This is a genomic window from Streptomyces sp. NPDC005266, from assembly GCF_040607655.1.
Classification (GTDB): domain Bacteria; phylum Actinomycetota; class Actinomycetes; order Streptomycetales; family Streptomycetaceae; genus Streptomyces.
On the sequence record NZ_JBEXHC010000006.1, the window covers coordinates 204,167 to 216,060 of the forward strand.

Annotated in this window: 11 protein-coding genes; 8 read left to right on the forward strand and 3 right to left on the reverse strand. The window is 72.2% G+C overall.

Features of this window, described 5'->3' with window-relative positions; genetic code table 11:
* The first annotated feature begins 59 nt into the window (after positions 1-59).
* From truA to ABZU99_RS14540, 6 genes are all read left to right on the forward strand, one after another.
* On the forward strand, positions 60-926 hold the full coding sequence (gene truA / locus ABZU99_RS14515) for a tRNA pseudouridine(38-40) synthase TruA (protein WP_356043020.1): 867 nt from the start codon (positions 60-62) through the stop codon (positions 924-926).
* Between the two features lie 171 nt (positions 927-1,097).
* Positions 1,098-1,979, forward strand: coding sequence for an STAS domain-containing protein (locus tag ABZU99_RS14520; protein WP_355940342.1), 882 nt, complete (start codon positions 1,098-1,100; stop codon positions 1,977-1,979).
* Positions 1,976-2,383, forward strand: a complete 408-nt coding sequence (locus tag ABZU99_RS14525) for an STAS domain-containing protein (protein ID WP_355940345.1) — start codon at positions 1,976-1,978, stop codon at positions 2,381-2,383. Before ABZU99_RS14520 ends, ABZU99_RS14525 begins: the two co-directional genes overlap by 4 nt.
* A 79-nt stretch (positions 2,384-2,462) precedes the next feature.
* Entirely contained in the window at positions 2,463-2,843 is a 381-nt protein-coding gene (locus tag ABZU99_RS14530; RefSeq protein ID WP_355940667.1) for an anti-sigma regulatory factor, read from the forward strand.
* Positions 2,840-3,853 (forward strand): SpoIIE family protein phosphatase, encoded by a 1,014-nt coding sequence (locus ABZU99_RS14535; protein WP_356043023.1) that lies wholly within the window; start codon positions 2,840-2,842, stop codon positions 3,851-3,853. Before ABZU99_RS14530 ends, ABZU99_RS14535 begins: the two co-directional genes overlap by 4 nt.
* Complete coding sequence (locus ABZU99_RS14540) at positions 3,850-5,067, forward strand: PP2C family protein-serine/threonine phosphatase (protein ID WP_356043025.1); 1,218 nt, start codon at positions 3,850-3,852, stop codon at positions 5,065-5,067. Before ABZU99_RS14535 ends, ABZU99_RS14540 begins: the two co-directional genes overlap by 4 nt.
* 106 nt (positions 5,068-5,173) lie before the next feature.
* Here the strand turns inward: ABZU99_RS14540 and ABZU99_RS14545 are convergent, their stop codons facing one another.
* Together ABZU99_RS14545 and ABZU99_RS14550 are read right to left on the reverse strand one after the other, a co-directional pair.
* Complete coding sequence (locus tag ABZU99_RS14545; RefSeq protein WP_355940353.1) at positions 5,174-5,839, reverse strand: hypothetical protein; 666 nt, start codon at positions 5,837-5,839, stop codon at positions 5,174-5,176.
* A gap of 100 nt (positions 5,840-5,939) precedes the next feature.
* Entirely contained in the window at positions 5,940-8,018 is a 2,079-nt protein-coding gene (locus tag ABZU99_RS14550; RefSeq protein ID WP_356043027.1) for a glycosyltransferase family 4 protein, read from the reverse strand.
* A 280-nt stretch (positions 8,019-8,298) separates the two neighbouring features.
* On the opposite strand from ABZU99_RS14550, the gene ABZU99_RS14555 reads away from it, so the two are divergent.
* On the forward strand, positions 8,299-9,045 hold the full coding sequence (locus ABZU99_RS14555; RefSeq protein ID WP_355940359.1) for a hypothetical protein: 747 nt from the start codon (positions 8,299-8,301) through the stop codon (positions 9,043-9,045).
* A gap of 42 nt (positions 9,046-9,087) precedes the next feature.
* On the opposite strand, the gene ABZU99_RS14560 is transcribed toward ABZU99_RS14555, so the two are convergent.
* Positions 9,088-9,942 (reverse strand): hypothetical protein, encoded by an 855-nt coding sequence (locus tag ABZU99_RS14560; protein ID WP_355940362.1) that lies wholly within the window; start codon positions 9,940-9,942, stop codon positions 9,088-9,090.
* 71 nt (positions 9,943-10,013) lie between these two features.
* Between ABZU99_RS14560 and ABZU99_RS14565 the strand changes: the two genes are divergently transcribed.
* Positions 10,014-11,633: an ATP-binding cassette domain-containing protein gene (locus ABZU99_RS14565; RefSeq protein ID WP_355940365.1), complete on the forward strand. Its 1,620-nt coding sequence runs from the start codon at positions 10,014-10,016 to the stop codon at positions 11,631-11,633.
* Positions 11,634-11,894 lie beyond the last annotated feature (261 nt).

Consider the following 11,894-nt stretch of genomic DNA (forward strand, 5'->3'; position numbering starts at 1 on the left):
ATGGGCCCGCCCCCCGGGATTCCGGGGGCGGGCCCCTTCCGCGTTCGAGAGGAACTGTGGTGAGTGACGAGGTGGCGCCCGGCTTCGTGCGGATACGTCTGGACCTGGCCTACGACGGCAAGGACTTCTCCGGCTGGGCCAAGCAGCGCGAACGGCGCACGGTGCAGGGCGAGCTGGAGAGCGCCCTGCGCACGGTGACGCGTTCGTCCGAGACCTATGAGCTGACGGTCGCGGGCCGCACCGACGCCGGGGTGCACGCCCGCGGTCAGGTCGCGCATGTCGATCTGCCGGAGCCGCTGTGGGCCGAGCACAAGGACAAGCTGTCGCGCCGGCTGGCCGGCCGGCTGCCCCATGACATCCGCGTCTGGCGTATCGCCGAGGCCCCGCCCGGCTTCAACGCGCGCTTTTCCGCGATCTGGCGTCGCTACGCCTATCGCGTCACCGACCACCCCGGCGGGGTCGACCCGCTGCTGCGCGGCCATGTGCTGTGGCACGACTGGCCGCTTGACGTGGACGCCATGAACGAGGCGTCCGAGCGGCTGCTGGGCGAGCACGACTTCGCCGCGTACTGCAAGAAGCGGGACGGCGCCACCACCATCCGCACCCTCCAGCGGCTGAGCTGGGAGCGTGGTGCGGACGGCATCATCACCGCGACGGTGCGCGCCGACGCCTTCTGCCACAACATGGTCCGCTCGCTGGTCGGAGCGCTCCTGTTCGTGGGCGACGGCCATCGCCCGCCGGACTGGCCGGCCAAGGTCCTCTCCGCGGCAGTCCGCGACTCGGCGGTCCATGTCGTGCGCCCGCACGGCCTCACCCTCGAAGAGGTCGGCTACCCGGCCGACGGCCAACTCGCCGCCCGAAACCGTGAGTCCCGCAACAAGCGCTCCCTCCCGGGCGCGACGGCCATCGGCTCGGGCTGTTGCTGACCGCTCGGGGGTGTACGGGGGCGATCAGTGGGTACTCGCGGCCGCGTAGGCTGACGCGCTTTTCGGGAGCCCCGGTGGATCGATAACATTTGCTATCGGACAACAGAAACGGGCCGATGGGAGGGGGCGACGGCCCGCGTACCAGGGGTCGTCGACCGCGAAGGGATCCGCGTGAGCACCAGCGAAGCCGCTGTACGAGAACGCCTGACGAAGGCTCTGCAGGAACGGGACGAGGAGATCGCCGACCACTGGGTGAAGCTCCAGCTCGAGCAGATCCTGCTCGACACCGACATCAGCGAGGCCGAACTCCGCGAAGAGGCCGACGCCCTGATCGACGCGCTGGTCCCGGGGCTGCAGAGCGGGGTGCCGGTGGAGCGCGTGGTCCCTGCCAACGCCGGGCTGCGCGAGGCGGTGGTCGGCCTGTCGCTGCGCCGCGCACGGGCCGGGGCGACCCCGACCGCGACGTCGCTGGCCGTGCTCGCCCTCAAGGAGGCGCTGCTCAAGGCCGTACAGCGGGAGACCCGTGACGCGGAGGAGCTCTTCGCCACGGCCATTGTGATCAACCGGCTGCTCGATGTGGCCGGGGCGCTGTCCTTCGAGACCTATGTGGAGGGCCGCGAGGAGATCATCCACCGGCAGAGCCAGCAGCTGATGGAGCTGTCGACGCCGGTGGTCCGGCTGTGGGGGCAGGTCCTGGCGGTTCCGCTGATCGGCACCCTGGACACGGCCCGCACCCAGGTGGTGATGGAGAACCTGCTCCAGGCGATCCAGGACCATGAGGCGCTGGTGGCGATCATCGACATCACGGGCGTTCCGACGGTGGACACCGCTGTCGCCCAGCATCTGATGCAGACCGTCAACGCGGTACGGCTCATGGGCGCGGACTGCGTCATCAGCGGGATCCGCCCGTCCATCGCACAGACCATCGCCCAGCTCGGCATCGATCTGTCCACCATCCTCACCCGGGCGTCGCTGGCCGACGCGCTGTCCGCCGCGATCAAGCTGACGGACGGCGCGGATCCCGACGGGGAAGCGCTGGTGGGGAGCCGGTGACCAGTCCCCGCCCCACCGGGGTCCCGATTCTGCGGCTCGGCGACGTTCTGGTCACCGGGCTGCTGAACGAGCTCGACGACAAGGCCGCCATCTCCTTCACCGAGGAGCTGACCGCGCGCATCTCCTCCGAGGGCGCGCGCGGGGTGCTGATCGACATCTCGCGACTGGAGATCATCGACTCCTTCGTGGCCCGTACGCTGATGGAACTGACCACGGTGGCGCGGCTGCTCGGTGCGCGGGTGCTGGTGGCCGGGATGCGACCGGCGGTGGCGATCACCCTGGTCGAGCTGGGCATAGAGCTGGTCGGCGTCGAGACGGCGCTGAACGCGGAACAGGGGATGGCCGCACTGGGGTGGCACCGGGCATCCCAGCCTTCGGAACGGGCCCGTCGTGAAGCTCACTGATGAGTCCACCCTCCCCTCCACGGCGCCGGCGCGGTCACAGCGAACCGGTGCGGACTGGGCTGCCCCGCGGACCTACCCGGTGCGGACGGAGGAGGATCTGCTGACGGTACGCCACGCGGTGCGCGCGGCCACCGTGGAAGCGGGCTTCGGCCTGGTGGACCAGACCCGGGTGGTCACGGCCGCGAGCGAGCTGGCCCGGAACGCCTATGTCCACGGCGGCGGCGGCACGGTCACCGTGGAGTGCCCGCGCGGACCCGGCGGCCGGGGGCTGCGGCTGATCGTCAGCGACGAGGGGCCCGGCATCGCGGACCTGGACGCGGCGCTCACCGACGGCTTCACCACGGGCGCGGGGCTGGGACATGGTCTCGGTGGTGCCCGTCGGCTGATGGACGAGTTCGCGGTGCACACCGGTCCGGGGAAGGGCACCGTGGTGACCGCCACCCGCTGGACGGCACGGTGATCCATACGGTCGCGGCGCCCACCGCTCAGGTGCGGGTCGATCACCACAGCGCCATCCATCTGGCGGCGGAGACCGCGCGCGGGGTCGCGCGGGACTGTGGGCTGCCCGGGGCGCTGCCCGACCGGGCGGCGGTGATCGCCTCGGAGCTGGCCACCAATCTGGACAAGCACGCCAGCGACGGCACCCTCTACATCCAGCCCGCGCCGCTCGGCGAGGGGGTGGAGATCCTCGCGGTCGACCGAGGCCCCGGCATGGCCGAGCTCGAACAGTGCCTCGCCGACGGCTTCACCACCTCCGGCACGCTGGGGATGGGCCTGGGCACCGTCAATCGGATGGCCACCCACTTCGCCATCCGCAGCGGCACCGGCGCGGGCACCGTGGTCTGCGCCCGTCTCGCGTCGCCGGGCGAGCGGCTGACGGCGGCGCAGGGCGTGGGCTCGGTCTGTCTGCCCATGGAGGGGGAGGACGAGTGCGGCGACGCCCGCGCCATCGCCGAGACGGATGACACCCGCACCGCGGCCGTCGTCGACGGTCTGGGCCATGGCGGTCAGGCGGCCGAGGCGGCCCGAACGGCGCTGCGGACCTTCCACGCCGACCCCGGCCGGCCGCTGCCCGACACGCTCACCCGGATGAACCGCGCCCTGCGCCACACCCGCGGAGCCGCCGTCGGGCTGCTGCGGCTGCACCCCGACCGCGCCGACTACTGCGGCATCGGCAACATACGTGTCCTGGCCCTGTCCGCACAGGGTGTGGAGCACCGCATGACCGGTCAGCCCGGGGTGGTCGGCTGGAGCATGCCGGTGCCGCGCGTCCACAGCTTCTCCCTCGCCTCGGGGGTCACCGCGGTGCTCCACAGCGACGGCATCGACGCGCGCTGGGCGCACGAGCCGTCCCCGTTTCTGCTGCGTCTTCCGCCACCCCTGCTGTCCGCCGCGCTCGCCCATGGCCATCGCCGCGTCCGCGACGATGCCACGGTGCTCGCCGCCAGGCCCCCACAGAGGCTGCCATGACCATCAGGACGATCAGCTGCCCGACCCGGGCGGCGCTCGGCCGGGCGGTCCGGGGTCTGGCCCGGTCGCACGCCCTGGACGTCGTGGTCCGGGCGCGGCTCGTGCTGTCCGTGACCCAGGCGGCCGGGGCGGCGCTGGGCGCGGGCGGGACCGTCGGCCTGGAGTGGTCGTACGAGCAGGCGCACGGCCGGCTCAGGGTGGGGATCAGGCTGAGGGGTGGTGCGGGCAAGCCGGACGCGGAGGGTCTTCCGCTGGCCGCGGAGTCGGTGACCGAGGACGAGGTGGTCTGGTGTCTGCCCGCTGCCCCGGCGACTGCGGCGGCGTACGACGGCGTCCCCCAGGACGACGCGGAGCTCGCGGCCGAGGAGCTGCGGGCCGTCATGGCCACGGCCGACGAGCTCACCGGCGAACACCGGCGGCTCAAGGACGAGCTCGCCGAGACCAACAGCGGTGTTCTCGCGCTCTATGTCCAGCTGGAGGAGCGCGATGAGCAGCTGCGCACCGCGCACGGCCAGACGCTGCGCGAGCTGGAGGACGCGCTGCGCCCTCCGCCCATCGAGGCCGAGGGGCTCGAACTCGCCGTCCACTACGCCCCGGCGGGCACCGACGCGCCCACGGGCGGGGACCTGTACGACTGGTTCGTGCTGCCGGACGGCACCGTGCACATCACGATCGTCGACGCGCTGGGCCATGGGGTGACCAGTACGCGCAGCGCGCTCAATGTCACCCATGCCGTGCGCACCCTCGCGCTGGAGGGGCACGAGCTGCAGTCGATCGTGGCCCGGACGGATGAGATTCTGCGGCCGTTCGACCGGAGCGTGATGGCGACCGTGCTGCTGGCGCGGATCGATCCGGCCACCGGTGAGGTGTGGGTGGCCAACGGCAGCCATCCGCCGGCGCTGCTGATGCGCGGTGACGGTTCGGCCCGGTATCTGGAGGCGCGCGGGCGGGGGATCGGCTTTCCGCTGCCGGGAAGCGATCGGCTGCTGACCGAGCGGCTGGCCCCCGGTGATCTGCTGGTGCTCTACACCGATGGGCTCACCGAGAGCCGCCGGGATCCGATCGAGGGGGAGAAGCGGCTGATCAAGGCCGCGCACAAGCATCTGCTCAGCCCCATAGAGAAGATCCCCGGCGCCATCGCGGATGATATGCACACGGTGATCCTCCATCCGGACGACACCCTCGCGCTGGCGGTACGGCTCGCGGAGCGCTGACCGCTGACCGGCCGCGGCCGGGCCCCGAACATGGCTCAGCCGCGGCACGCGTCGCGCGTGCCGAGGCTGAGCGTCATTGACGTCGGGCGGGTCCTACCCCATGGCCTTACCGGGCCGGACCGAGGCGCTGCCCCGGAATGCGGCCCTGACGGCCCTGGTGCGGCTGGTGCCCCTGGGCGTACCCCTTGTGACGGAGCGCCGGGCGCAGCCGACGGCGGCGCGCACCCTCGTCATGCGGCTGCGCGCGGACCAGTTCCTCGAACAGCGCGCGGGCCGCGACCATCGCCTCCCGCAGCCGATCCGTCTCCACCTGACCGTCGTGGGTCAGGGCCGCGGTGGTGTGCAGCTGCCGGTAGCCGTCGACCTCGTAGGCGTGGCGGACGGACATAGCCTCCACCCGCTCCTTGTAGGACCCGGCCGGGTAGCCGCGCTCGGCGGCCAACTGCTCCAGCAGCCGGTCGGCTTCGCGCACCACCCGGGAGGGCGAGTCGACGAACTGCTCCTGCAGGCCCGCCCACCGCGCCGCGTACTGCTCCCGGGCCTCCGGCGTCAGACGCTGTATCGACAGGTCGCCGTAGTGCCGGACGCGCTCGCTCAGCTCCCACTGGGCTGCCTTCGCATCGCCGTTGTGCCGTGCGACGGCCCGGTCGTACTCGGGACCGAACCGGTTCACCAGGCCGGTGCGGCTGCTCTGCCGCACCGCCGGAGCGAGGACGAGCGCCGCCATGGCGGCCAGTGCCGCCACCAGGATGATGAGCGTAACTATTGACATGGCTTATGCCTTCCGCAGAGATTTTCCTCGCTCGAGGCTGATATCACCCAGTGTTACCGATCGTGGGGGCCGCAAACACCGGCGCCTGGACCCGTATTGGTCAACCCCTCGGGGCCGAACAGGCGATGGCCAGATCGCCGCCCCGGGTGAGATGGGGCCGGACACCGTGAGTCAGGGGGTGGCAGTCCGTCTGGTCGCGGTCGACGATGTCGCCGAGGATGCGGCCTATCCGGATCGGGGTGCCGGCCGTCGCGGACTTACGGAGCGTCAGCGTCCACCCGGCCGTTCCGTCGTCGTCCGCGCGGGCGTCATGGATCCGCTCGTAGGGGACGGTGAAGCGGAACCGGCTGTTGCCCAGGGCGGTGACCCCGGTGAGGAACGGGCGGCCCGGACCCCGGGTCGGGGTGGCCACCGCGGTCGGGGCGGCGTCGGGCCCGAAAAGGGCGCCGTGCAGGGTGCCTTCGACGGCGAGCCCGTCGGCGTCCGCACGGATCACCCGGGCCTCGGCGTGGGCCGGGCGCCGCCAGGCGCGCAGCGCGAGATAGCCGTCGACGGTGGGGTACGGGATCCACCAGGAGAACGGGGAGCCGGGCAGCGGCTCCAGACCGAGCAGCCCGCGCCCCTCGGCGTAGCGGCACACGACACGCCGACGGGCGCCGTCGGCGGGGCGTACGACATGGAAGTCCCAGCGGCCCTCGGCGAGGTCCACCGCCCCGCGGTCGACCGTCGCCGTCCAGCGGTCCGCGCCGGTCGCCGTCGGCGGGTGGAGCGGCAGGCGGACGGGGGCGCCGTCACCGCGGCGGCGAGTGAGGGTCAGCGCGAGGTCGGCGCCGTGGACATCGGCGGGTTCGATGCGGACGGACAGATCTCCGTTGGCGGTGACGCGGCAGGAGGCCACGGGCCGCAACGGCTTGCGGATCAGCTGCCTGACCGCTCCCTTGAGACTCTTCACGGGGGCGCCCGCCGCACCGCCCTTCACCGGCCGGAGCGCCGGGCGCCGGGCGGCGGGGGCCATGGTGCCACGCGCGGCGTGGAGTTCGGCGATGAGCTGCTCGTACGCGGCCGCCACGCGCTCCGGGGCGTAGCGCCGCGCCGTGACGCGCGCCGCCGCGCTCATCGAGCGGCGCAGTCGGCGGTCCTCGATGAGGGTCAGCAGGCCCTTGGCGATGCTGTCGGCGTCGCCGGACGCGACCAGGAGCCCGTCCCGGCCGTCGGTGATGATCTCGCCGGGGCCGTGCGGGCAGTCGGTGGCGACCACGGGCACACCGCAGTGCATGGCCTCGACGATCGTCATGCCGAACGACTCCTCGCGGGAGGTGACGGCGGCTATCGCGCCCTTGGCCCACTCCGTCTCGATGGGGGAGTGGGCGCCCATGAGGGTGACGTGCCGGGCCAGCCCGAGTTCGTCGATCTGGCGGCGGAGCGCGGCCTGCTGGGGACCGCGTCCATAGATGCGCAGATGCCAGTCGGGGTGTTTGGCGGCGACCGTCGCCCAGGCGGTGACCAGCAGGTCGTACCGCTTGACGGGGATCAGCCGGCCCGCGGCCACGACCAGCTTGGCGCTGCCGTCGGAGGGTTCGACACCGGTGGCGGGCACCCCGTTGGGCAGGGCGGCCAGCCGGGTGGTGACGTCGGGCAGATGGGCGCGGTGGGTGGCCGCGTCGGCCTCGGAGACGGAGGTGTAGGCGTCCAGGTGGGGGATGGCGGCGTTGACCGCGGCGCGGATCTCGGCCGTATGGGTGCCGTAGATCCGGTGTTCCTGACCGATTTTCAGGTAGCGGCTCTCGCGGCCGAGGGAGGCGAGGTAGACGACCAGCCCGGGGCGGGTGGCGATGACGACATCGGCATCGGTCCGGGCGAGATGGTCCGCGACGCGCTGGTCGGTGAGGGCGTTGAAGTTGGTGGTGCCCTTGGCCTCGGCGGCGGGGACGTGGGCGCTGGGCCACGTCAGCAGCGGGTCGTCGAGGTCACTGGAACCGGTCGCGGCGTCGGGGCGCTTGTCGATGAGCGGCGTCAGCCGGACGCCGCGAGGGAGGGGGAGGTTCGGGGTGTCGATGGTGCGGATGAGGGAGACGATCTCCACGCTGTGGTGGATGGCGAGCGCGCCGGCCACATTGAACGTCGACCGGATGGTGCCGCCGATTCCATAGGCGTTGTGCAGCAGAAAAGAAATCCTCATGGTGATGTACGCGCGGCGCACTGGATCTGCCGCGTCCTGCCCTCCCCTCAGCCGGTAGGACAGGCACTGGAGGCGGAAAAGTTGCTTATGCGCGTGGCGATATGGGACGCGCCACATTGAGGCAACCTTCAGCGGTCCCGGGCGTCCGCGGGAAGGCGAGGCGGTGTTCAAGCGGTGGCGATATCGGATCGTCACGGAAAACGCTTGGCCGCTTGCGATCGCCCATAGTTGGATGACGGCAACATGTGGGCGGGGGCGTCAATCAAGGGTGGACAACGGCATGAACAAGTCTGGGGCGAGGCGGACCGTGCTTGCGGCGGCGACGATGATCGCGGCGCTGGGCCTGACGGCCGGCTGTGGCAGCGATTCCGGTGACGGCAAGGGCGACAGTGCCAAGAGCGGCGGCAAGAACGGTGACACGGCCGCGAACGGCGCTCCCCTGTCCGCGTCCGCCCTGCAGAAGGCCGCGCTGGTCAAGGGCGATGTCAAGGGCTTCGAGATCCAGAAGATGACGGAGAAGGACGTCAGCGACGGCGGGGAGGCGAAGGCCGCCAGGCCCGAGTGCCAGCCGCTGGCCGCGCTGATGGGTTCCCGCTTCGACCCGGCGCCCAAGGCCAGCGTCTACCGCACGTACGCCGTCACCGGCTCCGCCGCGAAGGCCGGCGCCTCCGGCCTGATTCGGGTCTCCTCCTACGGCCAGGGGGATGCCGAGAAGACCATCAAGGACATCCGTGACGCGGTGACGGCCTGTCAGGGCGGATTCGCCGCGAAGGACGGCTCCGGGAGCAAGTCCGATGTCTCGAAGGTGTCCTCGCTGGACGCGCCGAAACTGGGCGACGAGGCGGTGGCCTACAGCCTGCTCGACAGCGACAAGGAGAAGGCCGTCATCACGTTCTCGGTGGTGCGCTCGGGGCCGCAGCTGACGGTGTTCTTCGGTGTCAACCTCGTCGATCCGGCCAAGTCCGAGGTTCCGCGGGAGCTGCTCGGCGCCCAGGTGAGGAAGGTTGAGACGGCGGCGCGCTCCTAGCGGTGCGCTCCTGAGGCCACGGCCGGCGGCCCGCCGCCGGCCTCAGTCGGTGGCGGCCGCGGCCGCCGACGCCTGTGCGTTGCCGCGGGCCATGATGCGGCGGAAGGTGTAGTCGGCCAGGTCCCGGCCCGCCTGGAGGGCCTTGGTGTCCGACTGGGTGACCGCCTGGCCCGACGTGTAGCCGGAGATCGTGAAGTAGGCATACCGGCCGATGGCGTTGGCCGAGGTGCGGCACGCCGTCTGACGGCAGAAGGACGGCACCCCGCCGCCGGCCAGCGAGGCGATATTGGGCTGGTACCCGTCCTTCGCCTTCTCCGCCGCCGCCTTGCCGTCGAAGACGGCGACGCCGACCGTCACCGCGACGCCGTCCCGGGAGAACGTCGCCCGGAACACCTTGCGGCAGCCGTTGCCGCTCAGGATCGAGCCGAGCGCCCCCTGGGCCGCCGCGGCGCAGCTCGTCGTCGAGGCGGTCGTGGCCTTGGCGTACGAGCGGTCGTCCGTGGCCGCCTTCTTCTCGGGGAAGAGCGCGCCCACGCTGAGCGGCGCCTTGTCCCGCTTGGCGCTGGAGATGATGTCCAGCGGCCTGGGCGGGGCCGGCGGGGCGACATCGGAGAAGGTGGGCTCGGGCGACCCGGACTCGCTCGGCAGATCCTGCGGCGTGGGCAACTGGCCGGCCGAGTTGCCGTCGGTCCTGTCCTTGCCGCCGCTGCTGACCACGGCGGTGGCCACGATCGCCGCGACGGCCGCCGTGGCGAGCACCCCGCCGCCGATGAACAGCAGTCTGCGGCGCCGGTTGCGCGCGGCGGTGTTGTCGGCGAGCGCCGCCCAGTCCGGCGTCGGCGGCTGAGGCGGCTGAGATCCCCCGGGCCCGTACGGCCCCCCTTGCCCAAAGCTCATGGCGCACATCGTAATCGGGCCACCTCATAAACCGGTTGGCCCGGTCGGTGGCCCCCGGTCACAATCCGGTCATGGGTCATGTGGAGGCAGGGCATCTGGAGTACTACCTGCCGGACGGGCGGGTGCTGCTCGGCGATGTGTCGTTCCGGGTCGGGGAAGGCGCCGCGGTCGCGCTCGTCGGTGCCAACGGCGCCGGGAAGACGACCCTGCTGAGGCTGATCGCGGGCGAGCTGCGGCCGCACGGCGGAGCGGTGACGGTCAGCGGCGGGCTCGGGGTGATGCCGCAGTTCGTCGGCTCCGTACGGGACGAGCGGACCGTACGGGATCTGCTGGTGTCCGTCGCCCGGCCGCGGATCCGGGAGGCCGCGCGGGCCGTGGACGCGGCCGAGCTGGCGATCATGACGCGGGACGACGAGCCCGCGCAGCTGGAGTACGCGCAGGCGCTCAGCGACTGGGCCGAGGCCGGTGGCTACGAGGCCGAGACGGTGTGGGACATGTGCACCGCGGCCGCGCTCGGCGTCCCGTACGAGCGGGCGCAGTGGCGCGAGGTGCGCACGCTCTCCGGCGGCGAGCAGAAGCGGCTGGTGCTGGAGTCGCTGCTGCGCGGCGCCGATGAGGTGCTGCTGCTGGACGAGCCGGACAACTATCTGGACGTCCCCGGCAAGCGGTGGCTGGAGGAGCAGCTGCGGGAGACCAAGAAGACGGTGCTCTTCGTCTCCCATGACCGGGAGCTGCTGGCCCGCTCCGCCGAAAAGATCATCAGCGTGGAGCCGGGGCCGGCGGGCAGCGACGTCTGGGTGCACGGGGGCGGCTTCGCTACGTATCACGCGGCCCGCAAGGAGAGATTCGCGCGCTTCGAGGAGCTGCGGCGGCGCTGGGACGAGGAGCACGCCAAGCTGCGGCGGCTGATGCTCACCTTCAAGCAGAAGGCGGCGTACAACTCGGACATGGCGAGCCGCTACCAGGCGGCGAAGACCCGGCTGCGGAAGTTCGAGGAGGCCGGCCCGCCGCAGGAGCCGCCGCGCGAGCAGGACATCCGGATGCGGCTCCGCGGCGGCCGCACCGGGGTGCGGGCGGTGACCTGTCAGGGCCTGGAGCTGACCGGGCTGATGCACCCCTTCGACCTGGAGGTCTTCTACGGGGAGCGGGTGGCCGTCCTCGGCAGCAACGGCTCGGGGAAGTCCCACTTCCTGCGGTTGCTGGCGGGCGAGGAGGTCGCGCACACCGGGGCGTGGAAGCTGGGCGCGCGGGTCGTCCCCGGACATTTCGCCCAGACTCATGCGCATCCCGAGCTGCTGGGCCGCACTCTCGTCGACATCCTGTGGACCGAGCACGCCAAGGACCGCGGCGGGGCGATGAGCGCCCTGCGCCGCTATGAGCTCGAGCGTCAGGGGGACCAGCGCTTCGACAAGCTCTCGGGCGGGCAGCAGGCCCGCTTCCAGATCCTGCTGCTGGAGCTGGCGGGGACGACGGCGCTGCTCCTGGACGAGCCGACCGACAACCTGGACCTGGAGAGCGCGGAGGCGCTGCAGGAGGGGCTGGAGCGGTACCAGGGCACCGTGCTGGCCGTCACCCACGACCGCTGGTTCGCCCGCTCCTTCGACCGCTTCCTGGTCTTCGGCTCGGACGGCCGGGTCCGTGAGGCGCCGGAGCCGGTCTGGGACGAGACCCGGGTGGCCCGTAAGCGGTGACGGGCGGGCCGGGGTGCGGCAGCGCGGGCACCGGCCGTGCGGGCCGTTGCCGGGTGCGGGCCCGTTGTGCCCACTCGCCCCCGGCTGCCGCTGGGAGGTGCCCCCGGCCCCGGCGGAACGATGGCCCACAACCTGCCCGGTACGCGCCGCCCCGGCGTCGCGCGGCGGCCCCCGGCGTAGGTCGGGCCCCGGGGCGGGTGAAGGAGCCGGGCGTCGCGTGGCGGGCCCCGGCCGTAGGTGGAGTTCCGGGGGTGAGTGAAG